We start from the raw sequence: 21,031 nt of genomic DNA on the forward strand, positions 1-21,031 counted from the left end.
ATAATGGTGCATTATTGTTGAGTAATAAAAGTGTCTACGGTTCAATTTGATAAAACAAGAATAGAGCATGATCTGCTCGGTGAAAAAGCGGTTCCTTTCGATCGTTACTATGGGATTCATACCCTGCGTGCGATGGAGAATTTTCAGATTTCGCATCAACAAATAGGTGAAAACATACATTTTATTCGTGCATTGGCACAGGTAAAAAAAGCATCAGCACAGACAAATTTAAAATTTTCCAAATTGAGTCAAGATGTCAGCCAAGCGATTCAATGGGCTTGTGATCAACTGATTGAGCAGCCTGAAAGTTGGAAATCATCATTTCCAATTGATATTTATCAGGGTGGGGCTGGAACTTCTATTAATATGAATAGTAATGAAGTGGTGGCTAACCTTGCACTCGAGCATCTCGGCTTGCCTAAAGGTCAATATGATGTAATTCATCCAAACGACCATGTGAATAAATCGCAATCGACCAATGATGTTTATCCAACTGCATTGAGACTAGCAACATATTACAGTTTAGAAGATTTATTGTCTCAAGTTCGCTCATTAATCGCTGCTATTGAGATCAAAGCATCTGAATTTCAACACGTAATTAAAATGGGGCGAACTCAACTCCAAGATGCTGTACCCATGACACTCGGACAAGAGTTTCGTGCATTTGCGACGCTATTAAAAGAAGACTATCGCCTCATCCAAAAGATGCGTCATTTACTGCTAGAAATAAATTTGGGTGCGACTGCGATTGGAACGGGTGTGAACACACCTCATGGATATGCACTAGAAGTGGTTCAAACGCTTTCTCAAATTACTGGATTGAAATTACAAGGTGCTGAAGACTATGTTGAAGCCACCAGTGATTGTGGCGTATTTATTATTCTATCAAGTACTTTAAAGCGTTTAGCCGTCAAGCTCTCAAAAATTTGTAATGACCTGCGCTTATTAAGTTCAGGGCCTCGTACGGGATTAGCTGAAATTAGATTACCTGAATTACAAGCTGGCTCATCCATTATGCCTGCGAAAATCAATCCAGTTATTCCTGAAGTAGTGAATCAAATTGCTTTTAAAGTCATTGGTAATGATTTGACAGTGACCATGGCAGCTGAAGCGGGGCAATTACAATTAAATGTCATGGAACCTGTAATTGCACTGACCATGAATGAATCAACCAATTTATTAATTCAAGCAATGCAAACACTGGAAAACAAGTGTATTCAAGGTATTACTGCAAATGAACAGTCTTGTTACGATGCAGTGATGCGAAGTGTTGGTATCGTCACATTATTAGATCCGATCTTAGGTCATGCCAAATGTGATGAAATTGGGAAGGTTTGTCTTGCAGAAAATAAAACCATTCAGCAAGTTGTCATTGAGCAGAATCTTTTGACGCAAGAGCAGTTAAATCAAATTTTCTCTTTTGAAAATTTAGTGTCTGAGATCGCTGGTCATGTTGTCGATGATATGAACATGGACAAAGTAAGCTAATAGAGTAGGTAGAATCTGAAAGTCAATTGAATATGAATTGATGGCATATTTCATTCAATGAGGTATGCCATTTTCATTGAAACTTTTAAGTATAATTTCTTAATTGAATGTTTATAATAATTAAAATTTTGAGCCATCAATACAAACATTATAATTTAGAGAAAATGAATGAAAAGAATAGTAATAAGCACGCTGCTGTGTTCGATGATGCTGGCATCCTGTTCAAAAAAATAGAGGAACACTCTGCTGAAGCAGTTCAAGAAAACACTGCTGATACGCAAGTTGATATGCAAGAAGCGGCTGAACCAAATACTTTGCCCGTCCAGGAGTAAAAACCTGAGGTCATATTAAATCAAGAGGTTAATTCGGTTGATCTTACTCGTCGTATGGTTCGAGAGGCGCAAGTTAACTTTACCGTTAAAGATGTGGTGAAAAGCAGTTTAGAGATTGAAAAAATAACCCTTCAAGCAGGCGGATTTATTGAAAGAAAAGATATTGATTTCAATGTGGTTGATCTTAAACGTCAGAATATTTCAGAAGGTAAAGTAAAAGTATTTGAAAAAGTTGAACCTATATCTTTTATGGTGCTACGTGTACCGAGTGAGCGTGCCCCACATGTTGTTAATCAACTTTTACCTTTAATGTTTTTTCTGAATCAGCAACGCTATAGTGCACAACGTTTTGAATTGAAGCTTCTTCAAGAAAAAATGAATCAAGCACAGACTATTTCAAGTCAAGCACGACCAGCTCATTTGAATGAAATCACACGGCTCACTCAACTCGAAGTTCAAGACCGTGTTAAATTCAGTACGATCAGTTTACAACTGAATCAACCAACACTGGTCCGAGAAAGGGTTGATATTGATGCAGTGGCGCGATTAAATGGTGATCACTTTATTCAGCGTGCTTGGAATAGCATCAAATATGGCTGGCAATTTGTGCTCGATCTTTTGGTGTTTTTATTAATGATTTGGCCTTTTTATTTGATTGTCTTAATTGGCTTCTTGTTATATCGATGGTTAAAACCTTATTTTGATAAACTCAAATAAGCCCATGCCTCAATTTGGCTGAACTGAAGAAAGAAGTTTAGCCAAATCTTGCATTCCTTCGGTTGCTGATTTTGAGATACATGTATAGTGTTGTGGCACACGGCCGAGATCGGCTTTAGGGTCGATATAATACGCATCACAGCTTGGTGAAATACTGTGTACTAAGCTTGCAACAGGATAAACAGCTAAGCTTGTTCCAATCACAACAAAGATTTCAGCTTGCTGGCAAATCACTTCTGCTTCTTCAAAAGCGGGAACGGATTCACCAAACCATACGACATGTGGACGAAGCGGATATCCAGCGTCACAGAAGTCAAGAGAAATATCCAGTTCAGTACCTTCAATTGTGTAAAATTTGTCTGTGAATTGAGCATCTGGCCCTGAGGTTTTGGCCAGTCTTATATTTCCATGAAGATGTAGTACTTTTTTGCTTCCAGCGCGTTCATGTAAGTCATCAATATTCTGCGTGATCACATGTACATCATAATGTTGTTTAAGTGCTGCAATCGCAAGATGTGCTGCATTAGGTTCAGATGCTAAAATTTTTTTTCGCCGTTCATTGTAAAAGCGCTGTACTAAAACAGGATTGTTACGCCAAGCTTCGGGCGTTGCGACATCCTCTATGCGATGGTTTTCCCAAAGTCCATCGCTATCTCGAAATGTATTGATACCACTTTCAGCACTCATACCAGCACCCGAAAAAATCACAAGCTTTGTTTTAGACTGATTCATCCAATCTCCATCCTATTGATTTTATGCCCACGTATGACGTCTGGATCAACTTAATATTCAAATATTCATTAGAGCTTATATAGTTTGATTCAGAAATTTAGAAATTTCTTGTGCGAATTTAATGGGTTCATTGATCAAAGGCGTATGCCCTGAGCGCTCAAACAGTACGATACGATGATTTTTAACCGATTCAGCAATGAGCTTTTGCCCTTGCGCTGGATAGAGTGCGGATTTAGCGCCGATAAAAAAAGTTGCTGGACATTCTAACTTTGAGATCGCAGCTCTGTAATCTTCTTTATGGTTTAGATAGTTGTCAATGTACCAACGCATATAGTCGAGACGTTGCATAGGGAGGATTAACTTTTGAATTTTCGGTTGATTGAGTGTTGTTTTAAAAATTTTAGCGCTCAATTGATGATTATCTTGTAAAGATAAAAATTTAACCCAAAGCTCGACTAATTCGCGGCTTAAGTGAGTAGGTAATTCACTCAGGTTTTGATAATTTTCATGTTGATGTAAAAAAGAAGAAAGTTCGATGAGTAGCTTTTTGAACTCTGGATAGCGATCGCCCAATAGCCCGAAACTCCAAGTTTCATCAGAAGGTATTTTAGGGGTTTGATCAATATGCAAGTATGCTTGGATTTGATCAGCAAATTGACCATATTGCATACCATGCATGGCAGTAGTTGCCCCCATAGAATAAGCAATCACTCTATATTGTTGTCTAGGGCGTTGACTGATCAATGCCTGAATATCGTTCCAGTGACTTGAAATAGCATCAGTATCTGGAATTTTACAATGCTTAGACCCACCAAAACCCCGCCAGTCAGGAATAATGAATTTATATTTCTTTAAATTAAATGCAAAAAAAGGAATCCATTGCCAACTTTGCATTCCTAAACCAGATAGCACCAAAACAGGTTCACCTTGACCAATTTCACGAACATATAATTTTTCGTCATCTTGCATGGTATAAAATGGCATAGATATATCCTTTATTTTGTATTCATTATTTTCAATTGTGGAATTACACGTTCTAACCAACTGATCCAACCTTGCTCTAATTCAATGCCTAATTGAAGAATCATTTTGTGAATATAGAGTGTACGGTCATCATTATCTTTATTAGCAAAATCTTTATCATAAATCGCTTGATATATTTTTAACTTATTTTTATGAATCTCTAAATGAGATTCCAATTCTTTCAACACATTATTACCACCTAGTTGTGCTTCAGCTCTTAAACGCACCATCAATTCTTCTCTGAGTTGGGCAGGCTCACTATGCTGTACCATCCAATTGGCAAGTTCAGTTCGACCTAGAGCATCAACTTTATATTTTTTCTTTCTCGAGTTGGGATCACCTTCATCAATAGTCGAAATCCAACCTTTTTTTTGCATAGCATTGAGTTCACGATAGATTTGTTGATGAGTTGCATTCCAAAAGAATCCCATAGAACGGTCAAAGCGACGCGCAAGTTCAATACCTGTACTTGGTTTTTCAATGAGACTGGTCAACAAAACATGTGCTAAAGACATAAATCATATATCGTAAAATCTTGAATCAACTTTATTATGCAACATGTTGCATAAAAAGCAAAATTAGAATATATATTTATGCAACAAGTTGCATGAAGCACACAATAATAGCAAGCAAACGCGAGCCATGAGGTCAGAATGTCAAATTATCCAAACTTACTTGCACCACTAGATTTAGGTTTTACCACTTTAAAAAATCGTGTATTGATGGGTTCAATGCACGTAGGTTTAGAAGAGGTTGAAGGTGGCTATGAACGTATGGCCGCATTTTATGCTGAGCGTGCTCAAGGACAGGTCGGTCTTATCGTGACGGGGGGAATTTCACCCAACGATGCTGGTGTGACTTTTGCTGGAGGGTCAAAATTAGACTCGATTGCTGAAGCTGAGAAACATAAAATCATTACGCAAGCGGTACATGATGCTGGTGGTAAGATTGCAATGCAGATTTTGCATACTGGTCGATATTCATATCAGCCTGAAAATGTTGCACCATCAGCAATTCAGGCACCAATTAATCCAGTTAAACCTCATGCTTTAAGCTCGGCTGAAGTTCATCAAACCATTGATGATTTTGCCAACTGTGCAAAGCTGGCTCAATATGCAGGTTATGATGGTGTTGAGATTATGGGGTCTGAAGGTTACCTCATCAATGAGTTTATCGCAGCACGTACCAATCACCGTGATGACGAATGGGGTGGGAGTTATGAAAACCGCATTCGTTTGCCGATTGAAATTGTAAAACGTACCCGTGCAGAGGTGGGTGAAAACTTTATTATCATTTATAGACTTTCGATGCTCGACTTGGTTGAGGGCGGTTCAACGCTTGAGGAGGTCATCCATCTTGCAAAAGAAATTGAGAAAGCCGGCGCGACTATCATTAATACAGGTATTGGTTGGCATGAAGCGCGTATACCCACGATTGCAACGAAAGTACCTCGAGCAGCATTTACATGGGTGACAGAAAAGCTAAAAGGTGAAGTTAATATTCCATTGATTACCTCAAATCGTATCAATACCCCTGAAATGGCTGAACACGTGTTAGCTTCAGGTCATGCAGATATGATTTCTATGGCTCGCCCAATGCTTGCAGATGCAGAATTTGTACTAAAAGCTGAACAGGGTAGAAGTGACGAAATCAACACGTGTATTGGCTGTAACCAAGCGTGTTTGGATCATATTTTTTCACTCAGAATTGCGTCATGCTTGGTTAATCCACGTGCATGCCATGAAACTGAACTCATTTTTAAAGAAACCCATACGCCTAAAAAAATTGCTGTCATTGGTGCAGGTCCTGCAGGATTGAGTTTTGCTACTTATGCAGCTGACCGTGGTCATCAGGTCACCATTTTTGAAGCAGCCGATCAAATTGGGGGGCAATTTAATATTGCAAAAACGATTCCAGGAAAGGAGGAGTTTTATGAGACATTGCGTTACTTTAAGCGAAAAATTGAGTTGCAGCCTTTAATTCAATTGAAACTTAACCATACTGCAACTTTTGAAGAGCTCAATACAGATCAGTTTGATGAAATTGTAGTCGCTACAGGTGTGACACCTCGACATTTAGATATTGAAGGAATTGATCATCCAAAAGTGTTGTCTTATATCGAAGTTTTAAGAGAGAAAAAACCAGTCGGACAGCGTGTTGCGATTATTGGTGCTGGTGGTATTGGTTTTGATACTGCTGAGTATCTAACCCATGAGGGGGAAAGTGGAAGCTTGAATCCTCAAAAATTTTATGATGAATGGGGAATTGATACATCATATTCTAATGTAGGAGGTTTAAAACCTGCTCAAGTAGAACAGCCATCACGTGAAATCTACTTATTACAACGTAAAGCCACTTCAGTTGGTGCAGGCTTGGGTAAAACGACGGGTTGGGTTCATCGTACTGGATTAAAAAATCGCGAAGTAAAAATGATTCCAGGTGCAACGTATAACAAGATTGATGACCAAGGTTTACATATCACAATCAATGAACAAACTACCGTATTAGACGTGGATCATGTGGTGATTTGTGCAGGTCAAGAATCATATACGGCCATATTTGATCAACTTGAGCAGGCAGGTAAAAAAGTTCATTTAATTGGTGGGGCGAAAGAAGCTGGTGAGCTAGATGCAAAACGTGCGATTCGTCAAGGCGCTGAATTGGCTGCCATGATTTAAGCCATAAAATTTCTCTCTTGTATTACAGATGAAAGTGCAAGAAGAGGATTTGGAGAGGTTACTTAATTAAATGAGACCTCTCCTTGACGCAGTATTCTCCCTTTTCTTCTAAAAGGTTGAACTGATACAACAAAAAGGACATAAAAATGACACTCGAAACCACACAAAAATCCATTCAACGTTGGCACCACATGCTTAAAACGCGTGATTTAAGTCTATTGAATGAGCTTTTGTCTGAAGAAGTCGTATTTAAATCACCCGTCGCATTTAAGCCTTATCCAGGCAAACAAGTTGTTACTTTTATTTTGACCAATGTGGTTGAGATCTTTGAAAATTTTCGTTATCACCGTGAGTTCTATACAGCAGATGGGCTCAGTGTTGTGCTTGAATTTTCCGCAAATGTGGGTGAAAAAACATTAAAAGGCATTGATATGATCCAGTTTAATGAGCAAGGTCAAATTATTGACTTTGAGGTGATGATTCGGCCTAAAAGTGGTTTAGAAGCTTTGGCGTTGCAAATGGGCCAACGTATGGCTCAATTTCTACCAAAATAAATTAGGCATGTTTTTGGCTTATGAATTGGAGTAAGTAAATTCGGAGTCTGTATGAATCTTAATCAGCGTTTCAAGTGGGTGCAGGAATTCACTCAAACCCAATTTGATTATTTTACTGGTGCAGCTATACCTTCAATCTATTTTAATCCGCAAGGTGAGTTAGCGCATGTGATTTCAAACTTGAAACGTTTGCATTATAAATATAGACCAACGCCGTGGCTCTCGAATACGCATGCTCACTTGGTGTATTTTGATAAAATTCGAAAGAAAACCGTAAAATTAGAATATGACTTCATTGAACAGTTAACAATGTCTGATGGGGGAACGACGGGTATTGCTTGGTATGGTATGCATCTGCCTGCGGAAACACCTACTATTTTAGTGCTACATACCATTACTGGAAGCCCAGCCAGTATGAGAGAATTGGTCAGAGACTTACATCAAGTAACTGGTTGGCGTATCGCATTGTGTTTAAGACGAGGGCATGCAGGTCTACCACTTTCAGTTCCTAAAATTAATCTTTTTGGAAACACGCAAGATCTAAGAGAGCAGATTGAACATATTCAACAGCGCTTGCCATATTCTAAATTTTATGCAGTTGGGTCTTCAGCAGGAACTGGATTATTGGTCAGATATTTAGGGGAGGAAGAAAGTTCCACACCAATTCAAGCGGCTTTCGCACTTTGTCCTGGATACAATACGGAAACTGGTTTTTCAAATGTTCATCCTTTTTATAGCCGTTTGATGGCAAAAAAGTTAAATGCACATTTTTTAAAACCATATGAGCAACATTGGCGAAATTTAGAAAGTTTTAAGCAACTGAGTGTTGCTAAAGATTTATTTGATTTTGAAAAAACATATTATCAGTTCGCTGGATTTGAAAATTATGACGCATATTGTAAAGCGACAAATCCCATCTATGTCTTTGAGAAGATTAGAGTGCCGTTGATGATTTTAAATTCGGAAGACGATCCAGTATGCCATATCCGCAATTTAGAGCCTTATAAAGAAGTGATTCAACATATGCCGAACATGGCAGTAGTGACCACAAAAAAAGGAAGCCATTGCTGTTTCTATGAAGGTAATAAAAATCCAGAATCTTGGGCACACAAATTAATTGCAGAATTTTTGTTAGAATTAGAGAAAGCCTGACAATTTTTGTTGTTTATAAATGAATAACAATTTGACTTTCATTCATGTTGACATAAAAAAACCGAGTCATGTCACTCGGTTTTTTAATTTGAAAATTAGTTTTCTAAAGCAGGGGTAGCAGCAGCAATAGCAGCGGCAACAGCATCATCTTCAGATTGAGAACCACCCGTTGATGCACTTGGAGAAGGTGTAGGGCGTTCTACATTTTCAACAGTTGGTGCTGGCGCAGGATTCGTTTGTGCAGGAGCATCACGGTATTCACGACGAATAGTCGCTGACGTATTGTTTGTCTCCTGATGCTCAATTTCAACTTGAGTTGGTGGCTCAGGTTCGATTTCAGGTTCAGAAATCTCTATGTTCTCAATTTGTTCTGCCTGTTCAGTTGTTTCAACAGTTTGTTCCTGTTCTTCTTCCTTAGGCGCTTCTTTTTTTACACATGCAGTAACGAGGAGTGCAGATAAGATTGCACCACCGATTAAAAATTTTTTATTCATAGTTGCTCAAAACAAACTAGCTAGATCGACTGACGTAGTATAACAGCAAATTAACAGATGAAAATCACTGAAAGTGTGCGTGAATCTTTATTGGAAATGATGATAGAATAACCAATTGTTTATTGTTCTTTGAATTGATGCGGATTGACTTTGCTTTATAGGTACAGAGTAAAGTAAAATTGCGCAACATTGCAGGCCGATTTAGGCTCGATTGTACGAGAAACCCAATGACCCATTTTATTTTCGTTACTGGTGGTGTTGTTTCATCACTAGGTAAAGGTATTTCAGCTGCTTCAGTTGCTGCACTTTTAGAAGCCCGTGGATTAAAAGTAACCATGGTGAAAATGGATCCATATATTAATGTCGATCCAGGGACGATGAGCCCGTTCCAACATGGTGAAGTTTTTGTCACAGAGGATGGTGCGGAAACTGACTTAGACTTGGGTTATTACGAACGTTTCTTGCGTCGTGCGAAAATGACCAAGCTTAATAACTTTACATCTGGTCGCGTGTACCAAGACGTTTTAAATAAAGAGCGTCGCGGTGATTACCTTGGTGGAACAGTTCAAGTTATTCCACACATTACAGACAATATTAAAGAACGTGTTCTTCGCGCTGGTGAAGGCTATGACGTTGCTATTGTTGAGATTGGCGGTACAGTAGGTGACATTGAATCTCTCCCATTCATGGAATCTGTTCGTCAGTTAATGGTTGAACTTGGTCACAAACGCACAATGCTGATGCATTTAACGTTGTTGCCATATATCAAGTCAGCTGCAGAGTTGAAAACAAAACCAACTCAGCACTCAGTGAAAGAATTACTCTCAATCGGTATTCAACCAGATATTTTGATCTGTCGTACTGAACACGATGTTGATGCTGATACAAAGCGTAAAATTGCGTTGTTCACGAACGTAGAAGCTCGTGCAGTTGTGGTGTGTAAAGATGCACGCACAATTTACGAAATTCCACGTACGTTCTATGAACAAGACGTTGATGATTTAATTTGCGAGCGTTTTGGTTATAACGATTTACCAGAAGCCGATCTTTCAGATTGGGATAATGTCGTAGAAGCACTATTAAACCCTGAGTACACTGTTCGTGTTGCGATGGTGGGTAAATATGTTGAACTTCCAGATGCTTATAAATCTGTAAACGAAGCACTTTTACATGCAGGTATCCAAAACCGCGTTAAAGTTCAAATTGATTATGTCAATGCCGAAGAACTAGAAAGCCAAGATGTAGCAGAAGTGTTGAAAGATGCTGACGCAATCTTAGTTCCTGGTGGTTTTGGTGAGCGCGGTACTGAAGGTAAGATGCAAGCGATTAAATTCGCACGTGAGAATGGAATTCCATTCCTTGGTATTTGCTTAGGTATGCAACTTGCGGTCATTGAATACGCACGTAATGTTGCTGGTATTGCAGATGCAACCTCAACAGAATTTAACCGTTCAACTAAATCGCCTTTAATTGGTTTAATTACGGAATGGTTAGACGAACGTGGTGAAGTACAGCAACGTTCTGTAGATTCTGACCTTGGTGGAACAATGCGTCTTGGCGCTCAAAAATCAGAATTGGTTGAAGGCACTAAAACTGCAGAAGTGTATGGTTCAGTAGAAATTATTGAACGTCATCGCCATCGTTACGAAATGAATAATCGTTATATTCATGCTTTAGAAGAAAAAGGCATGAAAATTTCTGGTTATTCGCCAATCCAACGTTTAGTTGAAACTGTTGAAATTCCTCAACATCCTTGGTTTATTGCTGTACAATTCCACCCGGAATTTACAAGTTCTCCACGTGATGGTCATCCATTATTTGCTGGTTTTATTGATGCTGCTAAAAAACAGTATCAAAAATCGAAATAATGAATGTCTTAGGACATAACTAGGAAGTTTAAATGTCACAATTAAAAGCACAAGAAATTGTACGTTTAGGCGATATACAAATGGCAAATCATTTGCCATTTGTATTATTCGGCGGAATGAATGTACTTGAATCAAAAGATTTAGCTTTTGAAATTGCAGAAACTTATGTTGATATTTGCAAACGTTTGGATATTCCATATGTTTTCAAAGCAAGCTTTGATAAAGCAAATCGTTCGAGCTTAAATTCTTTCCGCGGACCTGGTCTTGAAAAAGGAATTGAGTGGTTGGCTGACATTAAAAAACATTTTAATGTTCCGATCATTACAGATGTTCATGAACCATATCAAGCAGCACCTGTGGCTGAAGTGGCTGACATCATTCAATTACCTGCTTTCCTTAGCCGTCAAACAGATCTTGTTGAGGCGATGGCAAAAACTCAAGCCATTATCAATATCAAAAAAGCGCAATTCTTAGCACCGCATGAAATGCGTCATATCTTGCATAAGTGTTTGGAAGCAGGGAATGACAAGCTGATTTTATGTGAGCGTGGCTCAGCATTTGGTTACAACAACTTAGTTGTCGATATGCTTGGTTTCGACATCATGAAAGAAATGAATGTGCCTGTCTTCTTTGATGTGACACATGCACTTCAAACCCCGGGTGGTCGTGCAGATTCAGCAGGTGGTCGTCGCGCACAAATTACGACATTAGCGCGTGCGGGTATGGCTACAGGTCTAGCAGGTCTTTTTCTGGAAGGACATCCTGATCCAGAAAAAGCAAAATGTGATGGACCTTGCGCTCTTCGAATGTCTCAACTTGAGCCATTCTTAGCTCAGCTTAAAGAATTGGATACCTTGGTTAAAGGTTTCAAAAAATTAGATACACACTGATGCAGCGTTAGACGCATCGTTTTATTAATCAACTGAGGAATTGTTCATGAGCCAAATCGTTGACATTCGTGCACGTGAAATTTTGGACTCTCGTGGTAACCCAACCATCGAAGCAGACGTTATCTTAGCATCTGGCGTAGTTGGCCGTGCATGTGCACCATCTGGTGCTTCAACTGGTTCTCGTGAAGCTTTAGAACTTCGTGATGGCGATAAAGCACGTTACTTAGGTAAAGGTGTTAAAACAGCTGTGAACAACGTAAACACGTTAATCCGTGACGCGTTAGTGGGTAAATCAGTATTCGAACAAAAAGACATCGATAATACGATGATCGCTTTAGACGGAACTGAAAACAAAGAAAAATTAGGTGCGAACGCAACTTTGGCAGTGTCTTTGGCTGCTGCGCGTGCTGCTGCTGACGAAAAGAAAATTCCTCTTTTCCAATACATCGCAGACCTTCGTAACAACAGCATTTTAACAATGCCTGTTCCAATGATGAACATCTTAAACGGTGGTTCACATGCGGACAACAACGTTGATATCCAAGAGTTCATGATTGAGCCAGTTGGCTTCACTTCATTCTCTGAAGCACTTCGCGCAGGCGCAGAAATCTTCCATTCTTTAAAATCAGTTTTAAAGAAACAAGGTTTAAATACTGCTGTTGGTGATGAAGGTGGTTTCGCGCCGAACTTACGTTCAAACGAAGAAGCAATTACAGTTATTCTTGAAGCAATTGAAAAAACTGGCTACAAAGCGGGTTCTGACATTATGCTTGCGCTTGACTGTGCATCTTCAGAATTCTACAAAGATGGTCAGTACATCCTTGCTGGTGAAGGCAATAAAGCATTCACAAACAACCAATTCTCTGACTACCTTGCAGGTCTTGTAAACCAATATCCAATTATCTCTATTGAAGATGGTTTAGATGAATCTGATTGGGAAGGTTGGTCTTACCTAACTTCGATTCTTGGCGACAAGATTCAATTGGTTGGTGATGATTTGTTTGTTACAAATCCTAAAATCCTTCAACGTGGTATCAACGAAAAAGTTGGTAACTCTATCCTGATTAAGTATAACCAAATCGGTACGTTGACTGAAACTTTAGATGCGATCTATCTTGCTAAAGCAAATGGTTACTCTACAGTGATTTCTCACCGTTCTGGCGAAACTGAAGATTCTACAATTGCGGATCTTGCAGTAGGTACTGGTGCTGGTCAAATCAAAACTGGTTCACTTTGCCGTTCTGACCGTGTAGCGAAATACAACCAATTGCTTCGTATCGAAGAATTGACGAATGCTATTTACCGCGGTAAAGCTGAGTTTAAAGGTTTAAATTAATCGTTTAGATTATTTTGAATTTTAAAAAACCACTCTATAAAGAGTGGTTTTTTATTTAATTTCTAAAGTTTATGTTTAAGCCTCAATTGAGAGAGTTTTGCTTCCAAAGATTGATGACTTTCAATACTTAAATCATTTCTTAATAATTTTGCAAAGTCGAAAACTTTCTGTTCAAGGGTTTTGCTAGAGTCTAAAGGGAAATTGTTAAAGAAATGGTTAGATACAGGAGTTTGATAAGTTATGAGTACTTTTTCTAATTCATAAAGTTCTAATCGTATTGATGATGTTGTAATTAAATTAACTTTATTGATACATCCAATCAATCTAATGTACTTGGACAAATGAGTGTCCCACTCAATATCGGGTTGATGATTGTCTGAATCTTGTTTTTTGTGCTTAAGTAATAATGATGAAACTAAAAATTGTGTATATGTGTCTGTAAGATCGATATATTGATCTCGTTTAGATTCAGCAATTTTATCAATTTTAATTTGTTTTACTGTATTCTTTGCTGTGCTTCTCAGGGAGAAAATTACGACAGCAGCACCAATTAATGCACCTAGAACCCCTAAAATACCTTGAATATAGGCTGAACGAATCGTTATCTCAAATTCATTCATTAATTGAAATCCTTTTTTATGAAGCTCTTAAGCAAATTGTTATGTTATCAAGCTATGAAATAAAAAGTGTAAAAATAATGATTCTAGAATATTCAATAACTTTTGATATTTAACAGTACATATTTTTAAAAGAAATCAATCAATGTGAATTTGTTTAACATTTGCATATTTAACACAGTTACACATACTACCTTTCTTTGTTTTAGGGTATATTAGTGCTCTAATTTCATGATGTTAACTAAGCCTCAAAAATAATGTTAGACGTCTTTAAAACTACTTCAAGTAAAGTGATTTTGCTGGTGGCAATAATTTTAATTGCCATCTTTCAATATCGCTTTTGGCTCGGTGAAGGAGGATATTTCCCTCATCAGGCGCTACTTCAGCAAATGAATCAACAAGCTGAAACAAATGAAGAGTTAAAAGAGCGTAATCGTATTCTGGCTGCTGAAGTGTATGATCTAAAAAATGGTGTTGAGGCGATTGAAGAACATGCACGTTTAGATCTTGGCTTAATTAAGCCTCATGAAACTTTTATTCAAATGAGTACAATCAGTACGAATTATAAGCCGATTTACATCGACCCAAATGCTAACGTAGATTTAAGAACCAATGAGTCTAGACAACCTGAATCTGAACAACCGTAAATTATGGGCTATTATTCCGGCAGCAGGTTCTGGTAGTCGATTTTCCAAATCAGCGTTAAAGCAATATCAAATTATCCAGAATAAAACTGTACTTGAGCATACTGTAGAACGTATTGCTCAATTGCCTATTGCTGGCTATGTATTGGCAATCTCAGAGCATGACCAATTTGCTCAAACACTTCAATTTGCTAAATCGGAAATCCTTCATTTCTGCTTAGGTGGTCAGGAGAGGGTTGATTCTGTACTTAACGGTTTAAAGTATTTAACCAATATTGCAGATGAAAATGATCTGGTGTTTGTGCATGATGCTGCTCGACCTTGTGTCAGCTTGAGCAATTTAGAGTCTTTGATTCGCCATGTTATCGAATCTAAGCATAGCGCAATTTTAGCAACGCCTGTGCGTGATACTTTAAAAAGAGTAGATCCGTCGAGTGCTATTGAAAAAACTGTAGATCGAAGTGCATTGTGGCAAGCACAAACTCCACAATTGTCGACCATTAAATTGTTAAAAACTTCCATTGAACACGCTTTAACTCACAGGATCACAATGACGGATGAAGCGAGTGCGCTTGAATATGCTCATCATCCAGTGGATGTGGTGATTGGACGATCTGATAATATTAAAATTACTTATCCTGAAGATTTAGAACTTGCTCGTCTGATTCTTCAGTCACAGTGTGACTCGAAATAATTTAGTTTTATGTTTGGGACTTTGCTTAAATAGCCAAAACATTGTCTTATAATAACGCTACTTAGAATATGCAATTCAGCCAATGATACCTTCACAACAGTACCGTTTTTTGCGTCATGCCTTGAGAGATGGACGAACAATCAAACATGATTCGTCACGTTGGACTAAATTACATTTAGATCCATGGTTACTTGGTTTTTTGATATTAAACGCAGCTTTTGGACTCATGGTTGTTTATAGTGCAACCAATCATGATTCAAGCATGGTGATTCGTCAGGCGACCAGTTTTGGTATCGGTTTTATTTTGCTGTTTATTTGTGCACAAATTCCTCCAAAAGTTTATCAAATTGTCAGTCCTTATCTGTATGCATTTTCGATTGTGCTTCTGCTTTTGGTATTGCTAATTGGTGATGTACGCTTAGGCGCAAAACGCTGGATTTCTATTCCTGGATTAGGGAGTGTGCAGCCCAGTGAATTTATGAAATTTACGATGCCACTCATGATGGCTTGGTTTTTTAGTCTGCGGACTTTACCACCCAAATTTATGCATATTCTCTTTGCTTTATTTCTGATGATGATTCCTTTTGTTTTAGTCGCATTACAGCCCGACTTAAACATTGGATTAATTATTCCCGGAATTTTTGTCATTTTTTTAAGTGGTATTTCTTGGCGTTTAATTGGGGCTGTCGTTGCTGGGTTTGCAGTAGTTGCACCATTATTATGGAATTTCTTTCTACAGGAATATCAGAAAAAGCGAATTTTAACTTTGTTTGATCCTGAATCAGATCCGCTAGGTGCAGGGTGGAATATCATTCAGTCTAAAATTGCGATTGGTTCTGGTGGACTATTTGGTAAAGGTTTTAATGAAGGAACACAGTCTCATTTAGGTTATCTCCCTGAACATCATACAGACTTTATTATGTCTGCTTATGCAGAGGAATTTGGCTTTTTTGGTGTGTTCGTATTATTTGTTATTTTTGCTGCGATCATTATTCGTTGTTTGATTATTTCCATGAACAGCTTCCATAATTTTGGACGTCTTTATGCGGGTGCGGCAGGATTAACTTTCTTTTTCTTTGTGTTTTTGAACAGTGGAATGGTGAGTGGAATACTTCCAGTAACGGGTGATCCATTGCCACTCATGAGTTATGGTGGTACGGCAGTCATTGCAACGCTTGCAGGTATGGGCATTGTAATGTCTATACATACTCATCGCTAAAACATCTGGGGTTGACAGCAAATTTTCAACTCACATTCTGCTTACTCTCACATCTATTGAAACTTTGAGCTTCAATGATTGCTCTAATCAGTCATTACACTTTTATGCTGAAGAAGATGAAAGTGTATATGGAAGATGATCCAAGCTCTCAGAGAGTAACTTTAAAAAATAAATTGTTTCCTCATTTGTTTTTAATGACTAAATTGTTCTCGATGGTAGAAAAATTTGAGCTAAACAATGATCTTTGTTACGTTTCCCTAGCTAAAAACTCCTGTCTTAGCTGTTGTCTTATACTTGGTGATCCTTGCTTATAAAAATATTTTTTAAAATTGATTCTCGTAGATGTATAAAAAAATTAACTATGGCATATTAATTGCTGAATAAGAATTAAACGAATATTGCAGGAGAGAGGTCTTCTGTAGATCCGCCGAAGGAGCAACGACCCCGGAATCTCTCAGGCAAAAGGACTGTAATTATTCTCAATCATCTGGAGAGAAGTCTAATGATGTTTAGACTCACCGAAGGGGATGGAAAAATTCATATGTCATGAAGATTTCCGAAGCTCTCAGGTACCGTGACAGATGGGGCATTGAAAATATAAAATTTTCAAGGAGCTTTTATGTCACATATTATGGTGATTGGTGCTGGCATTACAGGAATAACCACTGCCTACGAATTATTAGAACTTGGTTATCAAGTCACGATTTTGGATAAAAACTTATATCCAGCAATGGAGACTTCATTTGCGAACGGAGGTCAACTTTCTGCATGTAATGCAGAGGTGTGGAATCAGAAAGCAACGGTACTGAAGGGTATCAAATGGATGACCCAAAAAGATGCACCATTATTACTCAACCCATCTTTTGATTTGCATAAATACGCTTGGCTGATTGAATTTATGGGTAATATCAAACATTACGAAGCCAACACACAAGAAACGGTAAGACTGGCATTATTGGCAAGAAAACGGCTGTTTGAAATTGCACAGAAAGAAAATATTCAATTTGATTTGGAAAAGCGTGGAATTTTGCACTTTTATCATAATCAGCAGGATTATGATGTCGCAATAAGAGTGAATGATTTGTTATGCAAAGGTGGATTAGAGCGTCACGCTGTTACAAATGGAGAAATTCACAGTATTGAACCAAGTTTGAAGGGAGAATATTACGGTGGTTTTTATTGTCCTGACGATGCCACAGGAGATATACACAAATACACCACGCATTTAGCCCAAGTGGTGGCGAATAAAGGTGGGAAATTTTTATACGGTGTAGAAGTTGAAGATTTAAATCTGGATCATTCAACAGAACAAGTTTCAGCTAAATATCGCGCTTGTGATCCTAAAAGTAGAGATATACCCGATGGATTTATTCAAGCTGATGCAATGGTCATTTGTGGTGGAGTTGGAAGCTATCATTTAGCACAACAGGCTGGAGATCGTGTCAATGTTTATCCTGTGAAAGGGTACTCGATTACAGTTCAGTTGAATGATGAACATAGCCAACAACATGCACCATGGGTAAGTTTATTGGATGAAAGTGCAAAAATTGTGACGTCGAGATTAGGTCGAGATCGTTTAAGAATTGCTGGTACTGCAGAATTTAATGGCTATAACCGAGACATCCGTATGGATCGCATACAACCTTTGGTTCATTGGGTGAATCGTAATTTTGATATTTCAACTGAGCATTGTGTCCCTTGGGCTGGATTAAGACCGATGATGCCGAATATGATGCCAGTGGTAAGACAAGGGAAGCATCCGAGAGTCTTTTATAATACCGGTCATGGGCATCTGGGTTGGACGCTGTCAGCTGCAACTGCTGCAATGATCTGTTTAGAAATTTCACAGAAAATAGCGGCTTAATGAAAAGCCACAATAGCGTGAAAACTATTGTGGCAAATACATTTATAGTCGAGTGAAAACTTGATCTGCATTCAAACGAGATTTAGGTAATTTGGCATTAAAATCTTTTTCACTTCGATAACCAAGTGCCAATAGCACTGATGGAATCAGGCCTTTTGCGTCAAGATTTAACTCTTCAGCGATAATTTTTTCATCGAATCCTCCAATTGGAGTGGCATCGATACCTTCTAAACCTGCAGCAAATAAGGTTTGCCCAAGTGCAATAAAAGTTTGATTTTCAGACCAGCGCTGGATATCGCCTTTTTCGTTGCGATAATAATCAACATAGCCTAAGCGCGTATCTTTTTGAGCTTGTTTTGCTTGGTCATCTTTAAAACGACCACTGATTTCATCTTGATTTAATAATCGATCTAGATGAGAGTCTGTAATGTCTTTATGCGTACAAAACAGAATTGTGTGTGAAGATTCAAGGACTTTGGGTGCATTATAAACATACTTACCAACCAGTGCTTTAGCAATGCGCTGTTTGGCTTCATCAGTTTCGATGACAAAGAAATGCCACGGTTGAATATTGATAGATGAAGGTGCGAGCCTTAAAGATTCCAATAATTTTTCAAACTTTTCTTGAGGGATCTTTTTTGAAGAATCGTACGCTTTGGTGGTGTAGCGAGATTGGGAGATGTTTAACAAATCCATATTATCCTCCGATTATTCACAATATATTCATCTAAAAATTTTAAATGACTCTGAACTTAAATATTTTCTATAGTTGATGCTAAATGATATGAAAAATCTGACTTGTCTTTAAATCAATAGGCATATTTTAAATCAGTATATTTTTCTAATGACATTGCAATTTGTTGGTTGATAAATGCGCGCACATCTTCTTCAGTCATAGGTTGACCATTCTTGCTGATATTATGTTCGATCGGTGCTTGGTCTGCGGCCTTAATTTTGTAGACAAGGTGGGTGATCAATTCGTAATCGTTATTATGGTTTACGATGTTAGTCACATATTGATATGAATGCTCAAAGTTGAGATCTTGATGGGAAAATATAAATTGTTCAAAGATTGTCAATGCGGCGCCATCAGCAAGATTTTTGAGTTCATCAATAATTGTGGCATCTAGGCGTACATCATAACGTTCAGAGATTGCTTTACCATCGATTAATAATGACACTTTATCATCTTCATGGTGTTGAACAGTAATATTGCTGAAATTAGACATGACAAACTCACGAATTGAATTGAGTCGTTATTATCATATGCAAAAAAACTTAAAGCAAAACATACTGATTAATATTCAAACATTGAGTGAAATTTCAATTTAAAGGTTGATGAGATCATTATGAAAATAGAGGAACTAATAAGACCATGTTTTCAGTGTCAGATCATTGATTGACTGCTTAGAGAATTTCGATTGATTAATTTCCAAAATTTGAGCTTGATCCAAACGCCAGTCGCCTAAAACAATTCTTCTTTTATCTTGAGAGATATGGATTTGAGGGCGATGCGTATGACCATGAATTAGTAAATCAACTTCTTTCAATGCATCGTGGACAGCATCTTGATTTACATCCATGACATCATAAGATTTAAATTCTTTTGATTCGTGGCTTTTTTTTCTAAATCCATTTGCAAGTTGAGTACGAAAAGAAAGTGGGGTATTCCGCAGTATCCAAATGATGAGTGGATTTCTGATTATTTTTTTAAAACGTTGATAGGCGACATCGTCTGTACATAGTGAATCACCATGTTCTATACGAATTTGGACGTCATTTATTTTTAAGTTAGAGACTTCGGACAATAAGATGCCACCAAATTTATTTAAAAAAATTTGATTCAGCGCAAAATCACGATTGCCGACAGAAAATAAAACTTGATTTCCCTGAGCAGTAAATCTTTTTAAGCGTTCAACGATTTCATCGAGCCAAGGAGCTGTATAGTCATCACCAATCCATGCATTAAACCAATCACCTAAAATATAGAGTTGGGTTTGCTGGTCTTGATAATGATCTAATATATCTAAAAACCCTCGAACGAGTCGAGGGTGTTCAGGTGACAGGTGTAAATCTGAAATAAACAGATAGGTCACTTAATATTCCTTATTTGCCTACATCCCCATCAACTTTAGATGGGGAAACAATCCCTTGAACATGATATTAGTTTTAAAGCAGTGCTTGAAAACTTAATAAGTTAAGGGGTAGGTTTTTTATTCAGAGATAATTTTAGCAGATTCGATCACAACGTTTTCTAGTGGAACGTCAGCGTGGTAGCCACGGTTACCAGTGCGAACGCCTTTGATTTCATTAACAACGTCCATACCCTCTACAACTTTACCAAATACTGCATAACCCCAGCCTTGAGCTGTTTTACCCGTATGGTTAAGGAAAGCATTATTTTTCACGTTAATGAAGAATTGTGCAGATGCTGAGTGAGGAGCTTGAGTACGTGCCATGGCAATCGTACCTTCGTCATTGCTTAAACCGTTGTCAGCTTCATTTTCAATAGAATCGCGAGTTGCTTTTTCTTTGAAGTTTTCATCCATGCCACCGCCTTGGATCATGAAACCGTCAATTACACGGTGGAAAATTACGCCATCATAAAAACCATCACGAACGTACTCTAAAAAGTTAGCAACAGTTTTAGGTGCTTTTTCAGAGTTAAGCTCTAGAACAATACGTCCTTTATTGGTGTTTAATTCGACTTGAGGAAAACTCATTCTATA

22 protein-coding genes and 1 riboswitch are annotated in these 21,031 nt (G+C 38.0%); of the genes, 13 read left to right on the forward strand and 9 right to left on the reverse strand.

Going from position 1 to position 21,031, the window contains the following annotated elements:
* The first annotated feature begins 30 nt into the window (after nt 1-30).
* The 3 genes from FTV32_RS02245 to FTV32_RS02255 all read left to right on the forward strand — a co-directional run bounded on the left by FTV32_RS02245 (nt 31) and on the right by FTV32_RS02255 (nt 2,537).
* Nucleotides 31-1,488, forward strand: a complete 1,458-nt coding sequence (locus FTV32_RS02245; protein ID WP_180027778.1) for an aspartate ammonia-lyase — start codon at nt 31-33, stop codon at nt 1,486-1,488.
* A 128-nt stretch (nt 1,489-1,616) separates the two neighbouring features.
* A complete protein-coding gene (locus FTV32_RS02250) occupies nt 1,617-1,820 on the forward strand; it encodes a hypothetical protein (RefSeq protein WP_171076723.1) in 204 nt (67 codons plus the stop codon).
* Between the two features lie 54 nt (nt 1,821-1,874).
* Nucleotides 1,875-2,537: a hypothetical protein gene (locus FTV32_RS02255; RefSeq protein WP_180027779.1), complete on the forward strand. Its 663-nt coding sequence runs from the start codon at nt 1,875-1,877 to the stop codon at nt 2,535-2,537.
* Between the two features lie 9 nt (nt 2,538-2,546).
* On the opposite strand, the gene FTV32_RS02260 is transcribed toward FTV32_RS02255, so the two are convergent.
* From FTV32_RS02260 to FTV32_RS02270, 3 genes are all read right to left on the reverse strand, one after another.
* Nucleotides 2,547-3,269 carry a Sir2 family NAD-dependent protein deacetylase gene (locus tag FTV32_RS02260; RefSeq protein ID WP_180027780.1) on the reverse strand — a complete coding sequence of 241 codons (723 nt, stop codon included), beginning with the start codon at nt 3,267-3,269 and terminating at the stop codon, nt 2,547-2,549.
* Between the two features lie 75 nt (nt 3,270-3,344).
* A complete protein-coding gene (locus FTV32_RS02265) occupies nt 3,345-4,253 on the reverse strand; it encodes an alpha/beta fold hydrolase (protein WP_180027781.1) in 909 nt (302 codons plus the stop codon).
* An 11-nt stretch (nt 4,254-4,264) separates the two neighbouring features.
* Nucleotides 4,265-4,807, reverse strand: a complete 543-nt coding sequence (locus tag FTV32_RS02270; RefSeq protein ID WP_035263741.1) for a PadR family transcriptional regulator — start codon at nt 4,805-4,807, stop codon at nt 4,265-4,267.
* 138 nt (nt 4,808-4,945) lie between these two features.
* Between FTV32_RS02270 and FTV32_RS02275 the strand changes: the two genes are divergently transcribed.
* The 3 genes from FTV32_RS02275 (at nt 4,946) to FTV32_RS02285 (ending at nt 8,676) form a co-directional block, all read left to right on the forward strand.
* A complete protein-coding gene (locus FTV32_RS02275) occupies nt 4,946-6,970 on the forward strand; it encodes an NADPH-dependent 2,4-dienoyl-CoA reductase (RefSeq protein ID WP_180027782.1) in 2,025 nt (674 codons plus the stop codon).
* A gap of 146 nt (nt 6,971-7,116) precedes the next feature.
* On the forward strand, nt 7,117-7,524 hold the full coding sequence (locus FTV32_RS02280) for a nuclear transport factor 2 family protein (protein WP_180027783.1): 408 nt from the start codon (nt 7,117-7,119) through the stop codon (nt 7,522-7,524).
* Between the two features lie 51 nt (nt 7,525-7,575).
* Nucleotides 7,576-8,676, forward strand: coding sequence for a YheT family hydrolase (locus tag FTV32_RS02285; RefSeq protein ID WP_180027784.1), 1,101 nt, complete (start codon nt 7,576-7,578; stop codon nt 8,674-8,676).
* Nucleotides 8,677-8,771: 95 nt separating this feature from the next.
* Here the strand turns inward: FTV32_RS02285 and FTV32_RS02290 are convergent, their stop codons facing one another.
* Entirely contained in the window at nt 8,772-9,170 is a 399-nt protein-coding gene (locus FTV32_RS02290; RefSeq protein WP_180027785.1) for an internalin, read from the reverse strand.
* A 227-nt stretch (nt 9,171-9,397) separates the two neighbouring features.
* Here FTV32_RS02290 and FTV32_RS02295 point away from each other — a divergent pair, with 227 nt between their 5' ends.
* From FTV32_RS02295 to eno, 3 genes are read left to right on the forward strand one after another with little or no spacing between them, the layout of a single operon-like run.
* Nucleotides 9,398-11,038: a CTP synthase gene (locus FTV32_RS02295; RefSeq protein ID WP_180027786.1), complete on the forward strand. Its 1,641-nt coding sequence runs from the start codon at nt 9,398-9,400 to the stop codon at nt 11,036-11,038.
* 32 nt (nt 11,039-11,070) lie between these two features.
* A complete protein-coding gene (gene kdsA, locus FTV32_RS02300) occupies nt 11,071-11,928 on the forward strand; it encodes a 3-deoxy-8-phosphooctulonate synthase (RefSeq protein ID WP_035263729.1) in 858 nt (285 codons plus the stop codon).
* Nucleotides 11,929-11,974: 46 nt separating this feature from the next.
* On the forward strand, nt 11,975-13,264 hold the full coding sequence (eno, locus tag FTV32_RS02305) for a phosphopyruvate hydratase (protein WP_180027787.1): 1,290 nt from the start codon (nt 11,975-11,977) through the stop codon (nt 13,262-13,264).
* A gap of 62 nt (nt 13,265-13,326) precedes the next feature.
* Here eno and FTV32_RS02310 read toward each other — a convergent pair whose 3' ends face one another.
* Nucleotides 13,327-13,884 carry a hypothetical protein gene (locus FTV32_RS02310; RefSeq protein ID WP_180027788.1) on the reverse strand — a complete coding sequence of 186 codons (558 nt, stop codon included), beginning with the start codon at nt 13,882-13,884 and terminating at the stop codon, nt 13,327-13,329.
* A 254-nt stretch (nt 13,885-14,138) separates the two neighbouring features.
* On the opposite strand from FTV32_RS02310, the gene ftsB reads away from it, so the two are divergent.
* From ftsB to FTV32_RS02330, 4 genes are all read left to right on the forward strand, one after another.
* Nucleotides 14,139-14,528 carry a cell division protein FtsB gene (gene ftsB / locus FTV32_RS02315; RefSeq protein ID WP_035263725.1) on the forward strand — a complete coding sequence of 130 codons (390 nt, stop codon included), beginning with the start codon at nt 14,139-14,141 and terminating at the stop codon, nt 14,526-14,528.
* A complete protein-coding gene (gene ispD, locus FTV32_RS02320; RefSeq protein ID WP_180027789.1) occupies nt 14,494-15,219 on the forward strand; it encodes a 2-C-methyl-D-erythritol 4-phosphate cytidylyltransferase in 726 nt (241 codons plus the stop codon). Before ftsB ends, ispD begins: the two co-directional genes overlap by 35 nt.
* 82 nt (nt 15,220-15,301) lie before the next feature.
* Nucleotides 15,302-16,438, forward strand: a complete 1,137-nt coding sequence (gene rodA, locus FTV32_RS02325; protein ID WP_092766373.1) for a rod shape-determining protein RodA — start codon at nt 15,302-15,304, stop codon at nt 16,436-16,438.
* 391 nt (nt 16,439-16,829) lie between these two features.
* Nucleotides 16,830-16,918: riboswitch (glycine riboswitch) on the forward strand.
* 139 nt (nt 16,919-17,057) lie between these two features.
* The gene (locus FTV32_RS02330) at nt 17,058-18,302 is read left to right on the forward strand and encodes a D-amino acid dehydrogenase (protein WP_180027790.1); all 1,245 of its coding nucleotides are present in this window, start codon (nt 17,058-17,060) and stop codon (nt 18,300-18,302) included.
* Between the two features lie 42 nt (nt 18,303-18,344).
* On the opposite strand, the gene nfsB is transcribed toward FTV32_RS02330, so the two are convergent.
* The 4 genes from nfsB to FTV32_RS02350 all read right to left on the reverse strand — a co-directional run bounded on the left by nfsB (nt 18,345) and on the right by FTV32_RS02350 (nt 21,025).
* Nucleotides 18,345-18,998, reverse strand: coding sequence for an oxygen-insensitive NAD(P)H nitroreductase (nfsB, locus tag FTV32_RS02335; RefSeq protein ID WP_035263717.1), 654 nt, complete (start codon nt 18,996-18,998; stop codon nt 18,345-18,347).
* A gap of 113 nt (nt 18,999-19,111) precedes the next feature.
* Nucleotides 19,112-19,531 carry a hypothetical protein gene (locus FTV32_RS02340; protein ID WP_035263715.1) on the reverse strand — a complete coding sequence of 140 codons (420 nt, stop codon included), beginning with the start codon at nt 19,529-19,531 and terminating at the stop codon, nt 19,112-19,114.
* Nucleotides 19,532-19,666: 135 nt separating this feature from the next.
* Nucleotides 19,667-20,398: a UDP-2,3-diacylglucosamine diphosphatase gene (locus FTV32_RS02345; protein ID WP_180027791.1), complete on the reverse strand. Its 732-nt coding sequence runs from the start codon at nt 20,396-20,398 to the stop codon at nt 19,667-19,669.
* Nucleotides 20,399-20,515: 117 nt separating this feature from the next.
* Nucleotides 20,516-21,025 (reverse strand): peptidylprolyl isomerase, encoded by a 510-nt coding sequence (locus tag FTV32_RS02350; protein ID WP_035263711.1) that lies wholly within the window; start codon nt 21,023-21,025, stop codon nt 20,516-20,518.
* Nucleotides 21,026-21,031: the final 6 nt, after the last annotated feature.

Origin of the sequence: Acinetobacter sp. YH16032 (assembly GCF_013417345.1) — a bacterium.
GTDB lineage: Bacteria > Pseudomonadota > Gammaproteobacteria > Pseudomonadales > Moraxellaceae > Acinetobacter.